This window comes from Marinimicrobium sp. (assembly GCF_002695945.1).
GTDB classification, from domain to species: Bacteria; Pseudomonadota; Gammaproteobacteria; order Pseudomonadales; family Cellvibrionaceae; genus Marinimicrobium; species Marinimicrobium koreense.
This window is the reverse complement of record NZ_NZQP01000050.1, coordinates 103,300-121,509: the sequence shown is the minus strand read 5'-3', so window position 1 is coordinate 121,509 and position 18,210 is coordinate 103,300. Positions and strand designations below refer to the sequence as shown.

Annotated in this window: 13 protein-coding genes; 5 read left to right on the top strand and 8 right to left on the bottom strand. The window is 57.3% G+C overall.

The window, feature by feature from the left end; genetic code table 11:
* Positions 1–130 precede the first annotated feature (130 nt).
* Positions 131–382: a DUF1244 domain-containing protein gene (locus CMG77_RS11570; protein ID WP_024462203.1), complete on the bottom strand. Its 252-nt coding sequence runs from the start codon at positions 380–382 to the stop codon at positions 131–133.
* Positions 383–392: 10 nt separating this feature from the next.
* A complete protein-coding gene (locus CMG77_RS11565; RefSeq protein ID WP_286876223.1) occupies positions 393–1,331 on the bottom strand; it encodes a LysR family transcriptional regulator in 939 nt (312 codons plus the stop codon).
* Between the two features lie 143 nt (positions 1,332–1,474).
* Between CMG77_RS11565 and CMG77_RS11560 the strand changes: the two genes are divergently transcribed.
* The 3 genes from CMG77_RS11560 (at position 1,475) to uvrA (ending at position 8,489) form a co-directional block, all read left to right on the top strand.
* Complete coding sequence (locus CMG77_RS11560; protein ID WP_286807478.1) at positions 1,475–1,918, top strand: DoxX family protein; 444 nt, start codon at positions 1,475–1,477, stop codon at positions 1,916–1,918.
* A 24-nt stretch (positions 1,919–1,942) separates the two neighbouring features.
* Entirely contained in the window at positions 1,943–2,752 is an 810-nt protein-coding gene (locus CMG77_RS11555) for a DODA-type extradiol aromatic ring-opening family dioxygenase (protein ID WP_286876221.1), read from the top strand.
* A gap of 94 nt (positions 2,753–2,846) precedes the next feature.
* On the top strand, positions 2,847–8,489 hold the full coding sequence (gene uvrA, locus CMG77_RS15950; RefSeq protein WP_339619790.1) for an excinuclease ABC subunit UvrA: 5,643 nt from the start codon (positions 2,847–2,849) through the stop codon (positions 8,487–8,489).
* Positions 8,490–8,638: 149 nt separating this feature from the next.
* Here the strand turns inward: uvrA and CMG77_RS11540 are convergent, their stop codons facing one another.
* The 6 genes from CMG77_RS11540 to CMG77_RS11515 all read right to left on the bottom strand — a co-directional run bounded on the left by CMG77_RS11540 (position 8,639) and on the right by CMG77_RS11515 (position 15,726).
* Positions 8,639–8,965 (bottom strand): hypothetical protein, encoded by a 327-nt coding sequence (locus tag CMG77_RS11540; RefSeq protein ID WP_286807480.1) that lies wholly within the window; start codon positions 8,963–8,965, stop codon positions 8,639–8,641.
* Positions 8,966–8,989: 24 nt separating this feature from the next.
* The gene (locus tag CMG77_RS11535; RefSeq protein ID WP_286807481.1) at positions 8,990–9,595 is read right to left on the bottom strand and encodes a hypothetical protein; all 606 of its coding nucleotides are present in this window, start codon (positions 9,593–9,595) and stop codon (positions 8,990–8,992) included.
* Between the two features lie 296 nt (positions 9,596–9,891).
* Positions 9,892–13,725, bottom strand: coding sequence for a DUF3427 domain-containing protein (locus CMG77_RS11530; protein ID WP_286807482.1), 3,834 nt, complete (start codon positions 13,723–13,725; stop codon positions 9,892–9,894).
* A gap of 202 nt (positions 13,726–13,927) precedes the next feature.
* Positions 13,928–14,935: a virulence RhuM family protein gene (locus CMG77_RS11525; protein WP_286807483.1), complete on the bottom strand. Its 1,008-nt coding sequence runs from the start codon at positions 14,933–14,935 to the stop codon at positions 13,928–13,930.
* A 217-nt stretch (positions 14,936–15,152) separates the two neighbouring features.
* Positions 15,153–15,440 (bottom strand): type II toxin-antitoxin system RelE/ParE family toxin, encoded by a 288-nt coding sequence (locus tag CMG77_RS11520; RefSeq protein WP_286807485.1) that lies wholly within the window; start codon positions 15,438–15,440, stop codon positions 15,153–15,155.
* Positions 15,403–15,726, bottom strand: a complete 324-nt coding sequence (locus CMG77_RS11515) for a type II toxin-antitoxin system RelB/DinJ family antitoxin (protein ID WP_024462191.1) — start codon at positions 15,724–15,726, stop codon at positions 15,403–15,405. The genes CMG77_RS11520 and CMG77_RS11515 overlap by 38 nt, the downstream gene beginning before the upstream one ends.
* Before the next feature lie 286 nt (positions 15,727–16,012).
* On the opposite strand from CMG77_RS11515, the gene CMG77_RS11510 reads away from it, so the two are divergent.
* Positions 16,013–17,464, top strand: a complete 1,452-nt coding sequence (locus tag CMG77_RS11510) for a UPF0149 family protein (RefSeq protein ID WP_286876378.1) — start codon at positions 16,013–16,015, stop codon at positions 17,462–17,464.
* A gap of 71 nt (positions 17,465–17,535) precedes the next feature.
* Positions 17,536–18,195, top strand: coding sequence for a DsbA family oxidoreductase (locus CMG77_RS11505; RefSeq protein ID WP_286807489.1), 660 nt, complete (start codon positions 17,536–17,538; stop codon positions 18,193–18,195).
* Positions 18,196–18,210 lie beyond the last annotated feature (15 nt).

Sequence of the window (18,210 nt, the reverse complement as noted above, 5' to 3'; positions counted from 1 at the left end):
CCGTCGGTCAGGGATTGTTGGCGCATCGTTAAACCTCACAATCGGCGATTTTGACAACGGGCGTATTATCGCAAATTTTAGGAATTAATCAGAGTGTCCTTAAATACAATATGACAATAAGGCGGGCCGATCAGCGGGGTGTCTGATAGCGGGCCTTCCACTCCTCATAGGGCATGCCGTAGACCATTTCCCGCGCCGTGTCCTTGTCCACGTCCAGGCCACGCTCCTGGGCCGCCTCCATATACCACTTGCTCAGGCAGTTGCGGCAGAAGCCGGCCAGCTCCATGAGATCGATGTTCTGGACGTCCTTGCGCTCATCCAGATGTTTGAGCAGGCGCCGAAAGGCCGCCGCTTCGAGTTCGGTTTGGGTTTGAGTATCCATGGGGTCTCCTCTAGTCTGAGCTAAGTGTAACACCGCGATTGGGCTGACCATCAAACCCATCCCAATAGGGTGGATCCCCGAAGTAGCCCTCAATGAAGTCCACAAAGGCGCGCACTTTCGTGGCCAGCAGGCGTCGGTGGGCGTAAACGACATAAAGAGCCAGGGATTCCGGCTCGTGGTCCGGTAACAGAACCTGAAGCCGCCCGGCCTGAATCGCCGGGCCAACTATGAAGGTGGGCTGCAGCACCAGGCCCGCGCCGGCCTCGGCCAGCCGCCCCAGTACATCTCCATTGTTGGTCGCCAGCCCGGCCAGCTGCTCGGCCTCGGGTATCAACCACTTGAGCAGTGGCTCGCTGCTCTCATCCATATAGCTGTAACGCAGAAAGCGATGCCCCTTGAGCGAAGCGAGACTATGGGGTGTTCCTCGGGCAGCCAGATAGGCAGGGGAAGCGCAGAGTACCATGCGCACCGGTGCGATCCGCTTGGCAACCAATGAGGAGCTCTGCAGTCGGCCGATACGCAAAGCAATATCGAAGCCCTCATCGACAATATCCACCTTGCGATCATTGAGCTGGAGATCGATTTCGATGCCCGGATAGGTCTGCTGAAAGTCCGCCAGAAGCGGCCCCATATGCAATGCGGCGAAGGACACCGGGGCACTGATGCGCAGACGTCCGCGCGCCTGGTGCTGCCAGTTGCCGAGCTGGCTTTCCACGGCTTCCAACTCGTCCAGCAACGGTTTCGCGCGGGCGTGATAAGCAGTGCCCGCTTCGGTCAGGTGCAGTTGGCGCGTCGTACGGTTGAGCAAACGCACTCCTAGGTGTACCTCCAACTGCCCCACGTACTTGCTGACCAACTGCGTGGACACCCCCATTTGCTCAGAGGCCCGCGTAAAGGAGCCCTCGGCCACCACCGTGACAAAGGCGCGCATAGCGGTCAAACGGTCCATGGCCAGCCTCCCGTTGTCGAAAATATTCAACTATCAATGATTTGTTGACAATAATACAACAAATAACCCATTAATTTACTAATGAGTTGATAGTAATCTGAAACCGTTGATTACCCACAGCCACTAGTTATTGGAGATTCCCCATGTCACACCCATTGATTAAAAACGCTCTGCAATCCGACGCCGGCTTTGGCGCTCTGCTCCTGCGGGTTCCCACCGGCATCATCCTGGCGGCCCACGGCGCGCAAAAACTCTTTGGCTGGTTTGGTGGTTACGGCCTCGAAGGTACCGGGCAATGGCTGGCAAGCATCGGTCTTCAACCGGGCCTGTTGATGGCTCTACTGGCGGGCAGCGCCGAGTTTTTTGGTGGCCTGGCCCTGATGTTTGGCCTGCTCACCCGACCGGCCGCTCTGGTGTCAGCCTTTACCATGGTGGTGGCGATTTTCAGCGTGCACATTGGTAATGGCCTGTTTATGGCCAACAATGGTTACGAGTTTGCGCTCAGCCTGCTCGCCGCCACAGCGGCCCTGACCCTGTTGGGCGCCGGGCGACTGTCACTGGACAACCTGATCGCCAAACGCATTTAACGGGAAACCCGGAGGCACACCGTCATGGCCAACAAGCCCGACATTCTCTATATCTCCCACGGCGGCGGCCCACTACCGCTGCTGGGGGACCCGGCGCACAACGAGCTGGTGATACAACTGACCTCACTGGGTAAGCGCCTACGTCGGCCCTCGGCGATCATTGTGGTCAGTGCCCACTGGGAAGCGCCCGTCGCCGCCGTCACCAGCGGTGCCCAGCCGCCGCTGATTTACGACTACTCCGGCTTTCCGCCCGAGTCGTACGAGATTCAGTACCCCGCCCCCGGCGCGCCGGGACTGGCCACGCAGGTCAGTCAGGCGCTCAGCCAGGCGGGACTGGACGCCGTGCAAGACCTCGAAAGGGGCTTTGATCATGGGCTGTTTGTGCCCCTCAAGCTCCTTTTCCCCGAGGCGGATATTCCCTGTATCCAACTGTCGCTGCTGACATCCCTGGACCCGGCGACCCACATCGCCCTGGGGCGGGCGTTGCAGAGCCTGGAGTGGGACAACCTACTGGTGATCGGCTCGGGCTTTTCTTTTCACAACATGAAGGCTTTTTTCGAGCCAGTCACAGCGCAGAGCGATGCGCGCAATAAAGCCTTCGAAGACTGGCTGACCGACACCCTGATCAACCCGGCTCTGAGCGAGACCGAGCGGTCAGGGCGACTGGTAGACTGGAGCACGGCTCCGGAAGCCCGCTACTGTCACCCCCGCGAGGAACACCTGCTACCCCTGCACCTGTGCTATGGTCTGGCGCAGCGGCCGGCGGACGAGCACGAATCGATTCGGGTGCTGGGTAAGCGGGCCGGTATGTTTTGTTGGCGAGGCGAGCACTGAGCCAAGGGGCTGACATCCATCCGGGCCCCTTGGTCGTACTGACCAACTCCCGTATATTGAGCCCTTCTGCCAACTCCGGAGTCTGCCCCCGCTTATGTCCCACGAAGCCATCATTGTCCGCGGCGCCCGCCAGAACAACCTGAAGAACCTGGACCTGGATATCCCCCTGGGGGAAATGGTGGTGGTCACCGGCGTCAGCGGCTCGGGCAAGTCCACCCTGGCGTTCGATACCATCTACGCCGAGGGCCAGCGACGCTATGTGGAGACCTTCTCCGCCTACGCCCGGCAGTTTCTGGACCGGATGGACAAGCCGGCGGTGGACCTGATCGACGGCATCCCGCCGGCCATCGCCATCGAGCAGAGCAATACGGTACGCACCTCCCGCTCCACCGTGGGCACCATGACCGAACTGAACGACTACCTGAAGCTGCTCTTCTCCCGCCTGGCTCACCTGTATTGTCAGGGCTGTGGCCGGGAGGTGGTGTGCGACACCGCCCAGAGCGTGGTGGAAGCGCTCTATCGGGACTGGCCCAACGGTCAGCGGCTGATGGTATGCCTGCCCATCACCGTACCGGAGACGCTCAGCGACGATGAAGTGCTGCAACTGCTCAACCAGCAGGGCTACGCCCGCATCCATGGGCGTGATGGCAGCCGGGTGGAAGTGGTACAGGACCGGCTCAAGCTGACCGACGAGAACCGGGGCCGGCTCACCGAGGCGGTGGAAACCGCCCTGCACTACGGCAAGGGCCATGTGCTGATCTATCCAATGGGCGCCGACAGGACCGTGAGCAAGCCGGAGCGCTTCTCCAGCCACCACCACTGCCCAAGCTGCGATATCGACTACCCGGAGCCGACGCCGAGCCAGTTCTCCTTCAACTCGCCTCTGGGCGCCTGTGACAGCTGCCGGGGCTTTGGCCGTATTATCGGTGTGGACTATGGCCTGGTGATTCCGGACGAGCGCCTGAGCCTGAAGGACGGCGCCATCAAACCGATTCAGACGCCGTCGTTCAACGAAGTCCAACGGGATCTGATTCGCTTCGCCAAAAAGCGCAGCATCCCCATCACCAAACCCTGGGCGGAGTTGACCGACGAGCAACAACAGTGGGTCATTCAGGGCGAAGGGGACGGTTCATGGGAAAGTGGCCGCTGGTACGGTATCAAAGAGTTTTTCGACTGGCTGGAAAGCAAGTCCTACAAAATGCACATCCGGGTGCTACTCTCCAAATACCGCTCCTACACACCCTGCCAGGACTGCGGTGGCGCCCGCCTGAAACCCACCTCGCTCTGGTGGCGAGTCGGTTCCTTTGAAGCGGCCGAACAGGCGCTGTCCGGTCGCGCCCGCTTTATACCCAAGGGCAACACGCTTGCAGCGGATCGGTTCAACCAGTTGCCCGGTCTCAACATTGCCGATGTGATGCGCCTGCCCCTGGTGCGCTGCGCCGACTTTTTCGAGCAGATGGGCGACGCCAACGCGGACGAACCCACCCAACTGCTGCTGGAAGAAATCCGCTCGCGGCTGGGCTACCTGTGCGAAGTGGGCCTGGACTACCTGACCCTGGACCGGCAGTCCCGCACCCTGAGCGGCGGCGAAGTGCAGCGCATCAACCTCACCACCGCTCTGGGCACCTCATTGGTGAATACGCTGTTCGTGCTGGACGAGCCCAGCACCGGCCTGCATCCGCGCGATATTCAGCGGCTGGTCAAAGTCCTGCACCGACTGCGTGACGCCGGCAACTCCCTGCTGGTGGTGGAGCACGACCCGCAGGTGATTCTCGCCGCCGACCGCATTCTGGATATCGGCCCAGGCCCGGGCCGCCACGGCGGCAATATTGAATTCTTCGGCACACCCAATGCGTTGCTCAAGCGCAAGACCAATCTCACGGCAAGCTACTTAAACGGAACCAAACAAGTATCAGTTCGGCACGAGCAGGTTCCGGGTATACCGGTCCGGGACCGTCTGCCGCATGGAAGCGGCAGTCGAGCCCCCATGGAAGGGTCCACGGCGAGTCCCGGACCGGTATACCCGGAACCTGCGTCCCAAAAGAATCTGCCTGCCATCACCATCACCGGTGCACGCGAACACAACCTGAAAAACATCAACGTCACCATTCCGTTGAAAAAACTGGTGTGCCTCACCGGCGTAAGCGGCTCGGGCAAGTCCACCCTGATGCGCCAGATACTCTACCCGGCCATCCTCAAACACCTGGGCGAACAGACCGAAGCGCCCGGCGCTCACCAACGTATCGACGGACTGGATAAAATCGACCGGGCGGTGATGGTCGACCAGAGCCCCATCGGCAAAACCACGCGCTCCACACCGGCCACCTACGTGGGCGCCTTCGACGCCATCCGCAAACTGTTTGTCGCCACACCCCTGGCCAAAGAGCGCGGCTATACGCCGGGCACCTTCAGTTTCAACTCCGGCAACGGCCGTTGCCCCACTTGCCAGGGCAACGGCTTCGAGCATGTGGAGATGCAGTTTCTGAGCGACGTGTATCTGCGCTGCCCGGACTGCGATGGTAAACGCTTCCGCGATGAAATTCTGGAAGTGAAACTGCTGCAGGATGCCGACGAAGGTCGACGTGCTCTGTCCATTGCCGACGCCCTGGCGATGACCGTGGCCGAAGCGCTGACGTTCTTCCACGATAAACCCGAGGTCCAGCGTAGCCTGCAACCCCTGGCGGACGTGGGCCTGGACTATGTGCAACTGGGCCAGGCCGTGCCCACCCTGAGTGGCGGTGAAGCGCAGCGCCTGAAACTCGCAGGTCACCTCGCCAACACTAAGGCCAAAGATAAAGAACACATCCTGTTCCTGTTCGACGAACCCACCACCGGCCTGCACTTTGCCGATATCGCGACTCTCATGGGCGCCTTCCGCCAGTTGCAGGCCGCAGGACATTCGCTGCTGGTGATCGAACACAACCTGGATGTGATTCGCGCTGCAGACTGGTTGATCGATATTGGGCCGGAAGGCGGCGACGCCGGCGGGGAACTGCTGGCGGCGGGCAGCCCAGCCGAGATCATGGCCAGCAACAACGGTTATACCGCCCAGGCATTGCGCGAGTACGACGCGTCCTTGACGCAAGGGGTCGCTCTGCCCGCGCCCGCGAAAAAGCGCAAGCGCAAAACCGATCAGGTCATCAGCGTGCACCACGCCCGCGAACACAACCTGAAGAATATCGACGTCACCATTCCGCGGGATAAACTCACCGTCATCTCCGGCGTCAGCGGCAGTGGCAAAAGCACCCTGGCGTTCGATCTGATTTTTGGCGAAGGCCAGCGTCGCTACCTGGAATCCCTGAACGCCTACGCCCGGCAGTTTGTGCAGCCCGCCTCGCGCCCGGATGTGGATGCCATCTACGGTATCCCCCCGGCCGTGGCCATCGAACAGCGCACCAGTCGCGGCGGGCGCAAAAGCACCCTGGCGACCCTGACGGAAATCTACCACTACCTGCGGTTGCTCTACGTCAAGCTCGGTACCCAGCACTGCCCGGAGTGCGAAGTACCCATCGAACCGCAGACCCCAGCCGCCATTCTGGCGCGGGTGCAGAAAGATTACCGCAACCGGGAGGTCACGTTGCTCGCGCCCATGGTCGTCGCGCGCAAGGGCATATACCGCGAACTGGCCGAATGGGCCGCCGCCCGTGGTTACACCAGACTGCGTGTGGACGGCGAGTACCAACCCACCGACAACTGGCCCAAGCTGGACCGCTATCGCGAACACAACATCGAGCTACCGCTGACCGACGTGACCGTTTCCGCCAGGAACGAACGGGCCTTGATGGATGGCCTGGAGCAGGCACTGGATCTTGGGAACGGCATTGTGATTGTGGCGCCCGTCGACAAACGTACGGGCAAACAGGCCGCCAGTGAACGCCTGTTCTCCACCCAGCGCGCCTGCCCGAGCTGCGGCGACGGTTTCGATGAACTGGACCCGCGCCTGTTCTCCTACAACTCCAAACACGGCTGGTGCCAACGCTGCTACGGCACCGGGCAGATCATCAAGGGCTTTGACGAAGAACAGACCGGCGAGGAACGCACCTGGCTGCCGGACGACGAAGCGGGTACGGAAAAAATCTGCCCGGGCTGCAACGGCCAACGCCTGAACCCCACCGCCCTGGCCGTACGCTTCCGGGACCGCTCCATTGCCGAGCTGGCATCGCTACCCGTGGTCGCCGCCGAGCAGTGGTTCAAAACCCTCAAACTGAAAACCAATGAGCAGGCCATCGCCCGGGATCTGTTGGCCGAAATGCACAGCCGCCTCCAGTTCCTGCAGAAAGTCGGGCTCGACTACCTGAGCCTGGACCGCGCCGCACCCACCCTGAGCGGCGGCGAAGCCCAGCGCATCCGCCTGGCCGCACAGTTGGGCTCCAGCCTCCAGGGCGTGTGTTACGTACTGGACGAACCCACCATCGGCCTGCACACCCGGGACAACCGCAAACTGATCGAAACCCTGCGCGAGCTGCAACAACAGGGCAACACCGTGGTCGTGGTCGAGCACGACGAAGACACTATCCGCGAAGCCGACCACCTGATCGACATGGGCCCGCGCGCGGGCATCAACGGGGGCGAAGTCGTGGCCCACGGCAGCCTGAAACAGGTGATGGGCAACAAGCGCTCGCTCACCGGGCAGATGCTCTCCGAACCCCTGCGCCACCCCATGCCCGATTTGCGCAACGCTGAGATGCGCAAGCTCTGGGACAAGGAAAGTCTGCACATCGAGGGAGCAACTCAGAACAACCTGCGCAAGGTCAATGTGAGCGTGCCCCTGCGCCAACTGGTGACCATCACCGGCGTAAGCGGCAGCGGCAAAAGCACCCTGATACGCGGCGTACTCTACCCCAACCTCAAACAGGCCATCGCCCAGAAACGCAAAACCAAACAGACCTGGACCGGCGCCAGCCAAATCACCGGATGGGAAAACATTGACCGAATCCTGGAAGTCGATCAGACCCCCATCGGCAAAACCCCACGCTCCTGCCCCGCCACCTACATCGGCATCTGGGACACCATCCGCAAACTCTTTGCCGGCACCGTGGATGCGAGACTGCGCGGCTACACCCCCGCGCGCTTTTCCTTCAACGCCGGCGACGGCCGCTGCGAGGCCTGCGGCGGCCAGGGCGAACAGAAAATCGAAATGAACTTCCTGCCCGACGTACGTGTTCTCTGCGACGTGTGCCACGGCTGGCGTTTCAACGACGAAACCCTGAGCGTCACTTATAAGGGCAAACACATCGGCGACGTCCTCGCCATGAACATCGACGAGGCCGTCGAGTTCTTCGCCCCCATCAGCAAAGTCCACCACGCCCTGCGCCTACTGCAGGACGTGGGCCTGGGCTACCTGACCCTGGGCCAACAGAGCCCGACCCTGAGCGGCGGCGAAGCCCAGCGCATCAAACTGGTGGCCGAACTCAGCAAAGCCAACATGACCCCGGAAGACAACAAAGGAAGAAGATCAGCCCACAACCTCTACGTCCTCGACGAACCCACCGTCGGCCTGCATATGGCTGATGTGGATAAACTCCTGCACGTACTGCACCGGCTGGTGGATGCGGGCAATTCAGTGCTGGTGATCGAGCACAACCTGGATGTAATTGCCGAGGCGGATTGGGTGATTGATATGGGGCCTGAGGGTGGTAGCCAGGGTGGCAAGGTTATCGCTCAAGGTAAGCCCGACACTGTGATCAAACGAAAGAAGTCTTATACGGGGCAGTATTTAAGAGAAATACTGAACTAGAGCTAAAACAGGCAACGGCGGATGCGCTTCGCTTATCCGCCCTACCACGACTTCCCGTAGGGCGGATAAGCCTGCGCATCCGCCATCTTTCTTCAAACACCCAACAGCTCAGTACGGTGACCGTTGGGGCGTCAGCGAACTAAACATTCTTAGAGGCCTGACATATAAAAGTCAGTCCTCATAGACGCGGCGGACGCCTTCATGCAGGCAATATAATGTTTTCCACTGTTATCTTTCAATTTTCTGAGCACGGCTTGTCGTATCTGCTTCTGTCCCCACTTAATCACCGATCCACCGCCAAACGGCCTGGGCACTAAATCCATCATACTGTCACACGCCCGTGTTTTTTCAATCAGACGCCCCAGAACCTCTAGGGTCCTCACGGTAATCCGCCAGTTCTGTGTCTGCGCGCCGTAAAAATTTTGAAGGACATCCTTGGTATCTTGAACTTCGGATGCGGTGAGAGGTTCACTCATAGTGTTTCCTTACAGAGGTTGGTGTTAAAACGGTTTAATAGTTGAAAGCACGTCTTTGACGTCATCTCTCGTCAGACCGTAAAGGTCCAGCATTGTCCAGGACGTTGACTCCTTCCCGGACACAACATAGGCCTTGTGCTTCTTGTCTGTTTCAGAATAGAGGTAAATTGTAATATTATCGCCGGTGTAACGCACTGCTTCGTCACCGCTCATCGCATCTAGCTTTATTGACCGAATGACATGCCGCTCGGCCCGGCTAAGGCTGTTCGGTAGCGAACTGAACTTTTCCATTAACGACAGGTTTAGGAGCGAAGAAGCGGAAAGCTCACTGTCATTCAGGCCGAAATCGCTTAATGATAAGGTTGATGCGGCGATTTTCGTGTCGTCAGAGAAGATGATGAACAGCATATCCTGCTGATGAACAAGCTTCTTTGGTGTGCTACTGATATGGAACGATAAGTGACTATTGGTTACGACCTCTATTCCGTCCGAAGCACGGCTGGCCAGTGATTGTTCGGAGGCCTGTCGCTCGCACGCGGGCTGAGCACACTCAGTAATATAAGGCGACGGGGTCGTGGCACAAGCCTGCAGGAAAACGGCAAGGCCAATCACAAAAGAGGAATATTTCACTTGAATCTCCTTTCAATAGCTATGTGAACCTTAATTCGTCTTGAACGCGACTGTCAATTTCAAACATTGAGGCAACTGTCCATTTGTGAAGTCAATCACAAAAGTCCCCATGCCCCGCTAATGGCCCATCCCCCAAACCGAATATGCATAACGCCCGCCATAGCCCAGCCATACAGTGAGCGCGCCAGCTTGCGCGCGGTAAAATCTATCTCGCTCAACCCGCTCGGACTAGTCCCACCTGGGCCTAACCGAGCACACTTCTGGAAAACAAGAGCTCATTTCTTTTAACAGACTTGTCAATCTAATCGAAAAACGACACTCATAGGCGCACTTCCTTCGTGGCTCTCGTACGCTACCGGGCCGTGGTAAACGAAAGGTGCCGACTTACCATTCACAAGTTTATTCTTTCTAACAAACAAATGGACGGATAGACCCAACTTTTGGTGATGAATGAGTTCTTTACCCCTCTTTTTATCCGGGGTAGTAGAACGTTGGCTTTGCCAGTGAAAGTGGTTGTCGTCAACCCAATAATCTACATACCGATGATTATCGACCTTCCCCTGCTTGTTCAATGTGACCAGCAAAACATGAGCTTGTTTCTGCTCCAGGAACACATGACCGCTGTTCCAGTTTCCAGGGCTATAGCTCGCTCCGAACAACTCTGGAATCTCCTCTCGATAAAATGCTTCACCAACAGCTAATTCGACAGGATCCACAATCGCGATCAACCTAGCAAAGGTGCGCAACTCATCAGCCATTTCCGGTGTTACACGTATATCTTGATAGTCTGGGTTGGCCGCGCGCAAGGTGTATTCTCCTTGCTCATCTTTTAACACTTTCCGGAGTAAGTATTGTGTATCTCCGGCCTCATCTACGCGCTCAATAGCAAGGGTTTTACCTGTGATGCTACCCGCCTTCAATGGACTGACCTGCTCAAGTAGCAGATAATCGCCATCGCGGACGGGGTTCTTTCCACCATTCATGGACTCCCCAGAAGCACGGGCAATGAAATGCCGCGTCGGGTCCAGGCGTCCGTAAACATTAGGCAAATGCCGGTACTCTTCTGCATCGGCCCGACTGTTGCGGAAATGACCGCAGGCAATCTTCAACGTTGGAAAGTAAGGCAACTCAATACCTGATCGCTCCGGCAAGCTAGTTACTCGGCTCTCTGGTGCTTCCAATTTAACACTGGCCCGCGCCTCGTAAGAAGCCAGCCGGTAGTCCAGAAGCTCTTGAGCCATGAATTCAAGTTCGGGAATCACACTAGGGTCAACTGTGAACGCCGGGACAAAGCGATCGCCTTCTACCCGAAATATTGCGGGATTTTTGTTCGTCCAGTGATCAACGGGATTCTTCTTCCAGTATTTTTGCCATTCTTTCGAGCCACCGTCGGAATTCCGTACTGAATCGCTGATTTCGACAAATAAACGGGGACGGCGCTTCAGCGCTTCCCAGGACGACTTAGCAAGGTCTTCCAGTGTTGGGGGCTCATACCATCCACCCAACTGCTGGAAGGCTTCTAGCAAAATCATCTTGAAAGACTTGGCCATTGAGGTAGTTTCCAGCTCACCAAAGAAGTCCTTGTGCTGGTTAACTAAAGCAGACTCCTTTTCTGAGAGATCACCCATGGCCTCAAGCAGCCCAAACCAGCTGCCATGCTGCCTCCTCGTTTGGGTAAGGTTTCCGCCAAAATGGTAATACTCAGTAAGTGTCGGGCGGCGGCCCAGGGTGTCTCTTAATGACACGTAATCCTTATCCGGCCCTTTGGCATCCAGATCTTTCAGAAAATTGATGATCTTCAAGTCATAGTTAATGAAGCACCCATCGGGAAGAGCCAAGCGCTCATGCTCAGCTTTTCGCCCAAACTCAGCGAGTTGGCGGTGGTTCATTGCCTGCCCCATCAAGGCTTGTGGCTTATGTAGAAAGCTCTGGTGATTACCCACAAAATCAATAATCACTAGCTGGGATTTACCCGGGCTATGGCGCAAGCCCCGGCCAATCTGTTGCAGAAACAGGATTTTTGATTCGGTTGGGCGAAGCAAAAGCACTGTGTCGATTGCAGGCAAGTCGACCCCTTCGTTGAACAAGTCGACCGAAAAGACAATATCGAGATCACCTTGCTCGAGGTGCTCCAATGCCTCGCCACGCGACAGTTCCGATTCACCATGCACTGCGGCAGCCCGTTCACCGCTTTTAATGAATTGCTCGGCCATAAATTCAGCATGCTGGCGAGACACACAAAATGCCAGAGTTCGGCTCTGACGGTACTGCCGCCACTCCCGAAGGGCGTGCCTGGCTCGGCCCAGAGTCGCCAACTTATTGGCTAACAAGCGAGGATCAAACTTACCATTTCGCCAAGGTATTTCTGTGTAATCGACACCTTCGTCATAGATTCCATAATAGTGAAATGGAACGAGATGCTCACTCCGCACACCATCGAACAGGGGGTACTCAAAAACCAAATTATCATCACACAAAGATAGTATATCGGAGCGGTCAGTGCGATCAGGAGTGGCGGTCAGCCCTAGCAGAAACTGAGGTGCAAAATGGCTGAGCAGCCGATGATAAGTGGGCGCTGCCGCATGGTGAAACTCATCAATTACAATGTAATCAAAGTGTTGGGGCTTGAATTGCTCCAAATGCTCAACCCTACCCAACGTCTGCACTGAGGCACAAAGAATGTCAACGGTAGTGTCGCGCTGTTTCCCCATATAAAAGCCAACCCTGGCACTGGGTTTAATACGAAGATAAGTCTCTGCTGCTTGATTAAGAATCTCTTCCCGGTGAGCGACAAACAAGATTCGCCGAGCGCCCATCTGCACCGCATCGAAGGCGGACAGCCAAGTTTTACCCAACCCAGTCGCCAGCACCACTACGCCGCGGCCATAACCTTGCTGGCGGGTATCATCCAATGCGGCCAAAGCCTCCTTTTGAACGATAGTCGGTTTCGGCGGAGCTTCCTGTTCAATGCTACCTGGGGCGACGGATTGAGTGGGCGGCTGACGCCGAGCCTCGTACTCGTCAACCCAAGCATCGCTCAGCGGTTGCGTCTTCGCATTTGCAAACAGTTCTTCAAAGCGGCTTACAGCCTCCAAGTACCCGGTATCGGTCGGAAAACTCACTTCATAGTTCCACTCCAGGCCATCCTGTAGTGCCTGACGGCTCAGGTTGCTCGAGCCGATATATGCTTTTCCCCAGTGCCCATCACTCTCGGTGGTACCGGCGAACAGGTAAGCTTTCATATGAAAGCTGCTACCCTGGCTCTGGTATACCCGCACCTCTGCTCCCTGATCTTGCAGCAACAGTAGTTTGCGCAAAGCTTCCGGGTCCGTAATATCGAGGTAGTCACTGGTGAGAATTCGCAACTTTGATGGGTTCTTGACACGCTCTAATACGTTATTCAGATCTTTGAACAGCAGATTGAGACCGGTAGTTTTGATAAACGCCACGGCCATATCAATTCGATTGGCACGGTTGATGGCGCGGCAGAGCTTGGGCAGGAAATGATTGTTCTCTCCGCCGGTAGTGAGTTTGCTGTGTGGTGCAGGCTGCTTGGTAAGCAGAATGTTCAGCCACTGCTCGTTCCTATCCCGGCGCTGGTCATCAGTCCGCCATAAGCGGTGGCTTTCCAAATCCTCAATGTCTGATAGCCACTGTTTCGCCTCGACTTCGGTTGCGTCGGTGAAATGCCGCCCCTCGTGGCTGCGCTCACCATCACCGACCTTGAAGCTTATATAGAGATTACCGCCGGGCCTCAGAGCCCGCCAAAGTCGATCAATGGCGTCTGGAATCTGATCTGCTGGTAGATGCAGTAGACTGGCACATGCCCAGATGCCGTCGTAAACGGCTGCTTCTGTGACTTCAGAAAACTGTCGACACTCAACAGCCAAACCAGTTTTGTTCCGCGCTAGTTCAGCTATAGCTAGAGCACCATCAAAGGCGGATACGGTAAAACCCTTGCGGTGAAAGTGAAGCGCATCTCGCCCAGAGCCACAGCCCGCATCCAGAATATGCCCGCCCTTGGGTATCAGAGGTAGAAATTCGCTGTAGAGCGCGTCCATGTCTACACCGAATGTCGATGACACAAATTCTTCCGCGTGCTCTTGGTAGTATCCAATCGTATCGGGCATGAGAGTCTCAAAAGATCAACCAGCGCTCAGTTTTAGGTACTTTACAGGATGAAAGATTCGCGTGCCAACAAGGCTGCTCGGATTGGTACTTCAGCAAGACTCTTGTCCTGGCGTCCTCATGACAAAGGCAGGGTTGGGCTAAGACAACTGGCGGGGTAAATTGGTGTGACTATGCGCGAGCAATCCTTGGCTCAAAACCAGTTTATGGCTTCTTTCCCTTCTGTTTGACCTCTTGCTCCAATGCCTCCAAGGCCTTTAGATCCTCGGCATCGGCTTCCAGTGCTTCATTTTGTCGCCTTTGGGTATCGAATTGCTCGTATCGCTCGTGGACAACGTGCTTTGCCTGCTCCGCGCTCATGGCGCCCACGCCTTGCAGGACGGGCCTCTCGTTGAATTCCAGCAGGCGGTCGACGTTGTTGCGCCAGTAATCCAGCGTCAGGTCTTTCCGGCCTTTGGCCCGCAATTCAGCCTGCTCCAGGAAGATCACCACCAGCCGGTTAAGGGTATCCACTTCGTCAGCGGTCAGGTAGTTCTTGGCAATTGTGACGTCTGTTTTGCGGACCCGCGCGCCTTTCCAACTGGTCAGCGCCATATTGGGCTCATGCGGGTCGGCACGGTGTACCACCAGCTCGGCGGCGGTATGGCTGGTGACGGCGTAGAGCAGCTTGTTCTGGACTTCAGCGAAGAACTGCTGGGCTGCCTGGTCGCCGGGCTGATAGTCGCTGGAGAGGGTAAAGAGATCGCGAACCTTCTGGTAAAAGCGCTTCTCGGAGGCGCGGATGTCGCGGATGCGCGCCAGCAGCTCGTCGAAGTAGTCCCAGCCGCCGGGCTCCCTCAGGCGCTGGTCGTCCATGATGAAGCCCTTGACCAGGTACTCCTCCAGGTGTGCGGTGACCCATTGGCGGAACTGGGTGCCGCGGGGGGAGCGCACTCGGTAGCCAACCGCGAGGATCATGGGAAGGCTGTACCATTTGACCCGGTAATTCTTGCCGTCAGCGGCAGTTGTCAAGTTTTCCTTTACAACTGAATGCTCGGATAACTCCCCTTCTTTCAAGATGTTACGGACGTGCAAACTGACATTTTGTTTGGTCGTAGAAAACAAGTCGGCTATTTCCGCTTGAGTCAACCACGCCGTCTCACCCTCTACCCGCAGTTGGATCTCTGCCTGCCCGTCCTCCGTGCGGTAGATGATCAGTTCCCCCTGGCTCATTTACCGGCCTCGCGGTTTTGGCGGGGCGCGGAGTGAGGTGCAGCGAAAACGTCGAAATCGAGCGGGCAGGGTGTCAGTAAGGGCTGCATATCCATGTCTCTGAACGGCTTTTCTGTCTAGCCAGTACTTTACAGGATTGGATTTTACGGTACCAATGCTGAAATAGGAAAAGCATATTGAACACGGAGGGGGATTTTCAGCTTCGGCTTCTAACGCTCTACTCCGGGGTCGAAGGCCATTGTTGCGCGGCATGTAACACTCGCAATACACGCGGTGCAATCGCATCCTCTTGGTACACAACGACATAGTTCGCCAGTACGACCAACTCCCGGGTTCCTTCAACTCTGCCCAAGCGGCCCGATTGTGGGAAGTATGCTAGCTGGCCGACCTTGGTGTTAATGTCGTCCAAGACCTGCAGCGCAGCCACAGGGTTATCGTCTGATATGTAATCGACAATGTCCAAGAGATCAGCGCGAGCCAGCGCCGACCAGTGTATGTCGGTCATTACTCTGCTTCCTTTCAATTACAGCCCGGGCTTCATCAATAACCTGTTGATGAGAGTTTCCTGGACCAGTGTCCGCCAGTGCCTCCAAGACCTTCTCCCGAAACCAGAGGTCGTGAGCCTTTTCATCGGTCGTAAGGCCTGCGGGCAAGCCCCCTTCTTTGCAGACACGAGTCAATAGAATACGGACGGCGTCCGACACAGTCAGGCCGACATCGGCCAGTTTGTTCGCCGCATCCGCCTTGAGTTTGTCGTCCACCCTAACATGCAGCATCGATGTATGGGCCATAAGCGCGACCTCCAGAGGATAAATACACCCTATTTTGTATCTCAAACGAGATACAGTCAAGCCAGATTAGCCCGGTACTGTCCGGAATGTGAGCGAGTGCCGGGTTATGCGGATACGTATCATTGGCCGGTTATCGTCGGCATTCAGCTCAACACATGAGCCGATTAGTTTCGATATTCGGCTCAAAGGCCAGTTTCAACCATCGTTCCACCTCGCAGGCGCCGTAGCGATGGGGTAGCATTGCGGTTTGACGCTACACACCCACTCACTGACAAACCGATTCGTTATGCCAACTCCCAAAATGTTCGTCCATGTCGCCGCCACCAAAGCCTTGGAAAAATGGCTGGGCGGTACCTTTGACCGCCTGCCCAGCCCGGATGGCAAGCGGGTGGGTACCCAGCCGTTGATCACCAATGCCGACCTGATTAGCTGGCAGTGCCATGTAATCGAGAACCGGCCCGGTAGTGGGCTTTACACGGCCATTGCGGTGGAGGCACACAGCCGCTTCACGCTGCTGTTGCCTTACAGCCAACGCCCTTCGCCGGAGAAGTTCTGGGTGGATCTGGTGGAAGCCTGGGTGGGCAACCTGTTCGAGTTGATGGTCGAGGGCGGTTTTGTGGATGACGATCAGTTCGAACAGGTGGTGCAGAATTTCACCGAGCGCGCCGCCGGCATGGTGTATGTCCGCAATACGGACCCGAGCGTGAACGGCCATGTTACCGAGGCCGAGCAGTGGGTTCGGGAAACTCTGGCGCACGAGCAGTTGGCGCAGCTCGATCCGGAGCAGGCGTTTGCCCTGGGGCGCTACATCAGCGATCTGCCCAAAACCGCGAAGACCCCGGAGGGCAAAAAAGAGCGTTTCGACCCGGTGCCTCGGTTTATGGACGATGGCCTGTACCGCTTTGGCAGTGGCCTGGCGCCCCACCCCTTCGTCGATACACCCGAGGGCGAATTCCCCAATCCTTATGATGAGGCATGGGACTACGATTTGGACGGCGATCTGGCGGCCGAATTTGCCGCAGAGCTCGACGAGCTACCAACGGGGGACGTCTACAGGCCTGTGGATCGCGGGCTTCCGGCGAAGGATGTGGCGTTTTTGGCCCAAGTGTTGCGCGACTACGGTACGCCGGCGTCTCTGCCCAACATCAGCGCACTGGATGGGTTTCTGACATCCATTGCCTCAAGCCCGGAGCCGGTTATGCCCAGTCAGTGGATAGGCGCTCTCTGGGGCGGGCCGGAGCAAGAGCCAAACTGGTCCTCGGAGGGTGAATTCGAGCGTTTTTTTGGCCTGGTGTTTGAGTACATGAATAGCATCATCCATACCCTGATTGATCAACCCGATGAGTTCTACCCGGTATTCAACGAACCTCAAGAGGGTCAGGACGGGTATGGCGTGGAAGACTGGTGCACCGGTTACACCCGAGCCATTATGGCCGCCGGCGATGCGTGGGAAAGTCTACCGGAGGAGTACCTCTACTTTCTCGGCCTGATCAACGTGTTCGGAACAGGGGAGATGTTCGAACAAATTCAGCACGAAAGCCCCGAAAGCCTACCGACTTTGGCGAGCGCCGTGCCGGCCGCCGCTCGCCAGCTACATGCGTACAGCCTGGATTTGAGGAGCCACTATGATCCCGCGCCGCCCGTGCAACAGCCGATGCGCGCGGAACCCAAGGTGGGGCGCAATGACCCCTGCCCTTGCGGCAGCGGTAAGAAGTACAAGAAGTGTTGCCTGCATTGAGCCATCCAAGGCGCGGAGAATCCGCGTATCACCTTTGATACACTGGCACCACACTTGATCCGGAGTACCCCATGAAGCACCTACATATCGATATCGTATCCGACGTTGCCTGTCCCTGGTGTGCCATTGGCTATGCCCGGCTGGACCAGGCGAAGCGGGCGCTGGCCGAGGAGATCGAGTTTACCGAGCAGTGGCGTGCGTTTGAGCTGAATCCGGACGATGACGCCCAGCCAGAGCCGATACTGCCGGCACTGGCGCGCAAGTACGGTCGGCCGGAGGCGGAGATGCAGGCGGCCCAGGCGGAGATGATGGGCATTGCCAAGTCCTTGGGACTCAACTTTGAGAAAATGCAGGAGCGCTATACCTGCAATACCTTTGATGCGCACCGGCTGCTCAAGTGGGCGGCGCCCCAGGACAAAGCCACGTTTTTGAAAAAAGCCCTGTTTGAGGCGTATTTCGGCCGTGCCGAGGATGTTTCAAAACCCGGCGTATTGATCGGTTGCGCCAAGGCCGCAGGGCTGGATGCGGACGAGGCGCAACGGATCCTGGAGAGCGACGAGTTTGGGCAGGCGGTGATGGAGGAGGAACGCAGTTACCAGAACGCCGGGGTGACGGCGGTGCCGGCGTTTGTGGTCAATCAGCGTTATCTGATTTCCGGGGCGCAGGAGGCCGACACCCTGGTAGAAGCCTTTCGAACCATGGCGCAAGAAATGGACAGCAACACCCAGTAGCGCTCACATCAAGGC

Coding starts and splice junctions, on each gene's coding strand:
- CMG77_RS11570 (WP_024462203.1), bottom strand. CDS start 382: ATGGATACTCAAACCCAAACCGAACTCGAAGCGGCGGCCTTTCGGCGC.
- CMG77_RS11565 (WP_286876223.1), bottom strand. CDS start 1,331: ATGGACCGTTTGACCGCTATGCGCGCCTTTGTCACGGTGGTGGCCGAG.
- CMG77_RS11560 (WP_286807478.1), top strand. CDS start 1,475: ATGTCACACCCATTGATTAAAAACGCTCTGCAATCCGACGCCGGCTTT.
- CMG77_RS11555 (WP_286876221.1), top strand. CDS start 1,943: ATGGCCAACAAGCCCGACATTCTCTATATCTCCCACGGCGGCGGCCCA.
- uvrA (WP_339619790.1), top strand. CDS start 2,847: ATGTCCCACGAAGCCATCATTGTCCGCGGCGCCCGCCAGAACAACCTG.
- CMG77_RS11540 (WP_286807480.1), bottom strand. CDS start 8,965: ATGAGTGAACCTCTCACCGCATCCGAAGTTCAAGATACCAAGGATGTC.
- CMG77_RS11530 (WP_286807482.1), bottom strand. CDS start 13,725: ATGCCCGATACGATTGGATACTACCAAGAGCACGCGGAAGAATTTGTG.
- CMG77_RS11525 (WP_286807483.1), bottom strand. CDS start 14,935: ATGAGCCAGGGGGAACTGATCATCTACCGCACGGAGGACGGGCAGGCA.
- CMG77_RS11520 (WP_286807485.1), bottom strand. CDS start 15,440: ATGACCGACATACACTGGTCGGCGCTGGCTCGCGCTGATCTCTTGGAC.
- CMG77_RS11515 (WP_024462191.1), bottom strand. CDS start 15,726: ATGGCCCATACATCGATGCTGCATGTTAGGGTGGACGACAAACTCAAG.
- CMG77_RS11510 (WP_286876378.1), top strand. CDS start 16,013: ATGCCAACTCCCAAAATGTTCGTCCATGTCGCCGCCACCAAAGCCTTG.
- CMG77_RS11505 (WP_286807489.1), top strand. CDS start 17,536: ATGAAGCACCTACATATCGATATCGTATCCGACGTTGCCTGTCCCTGG.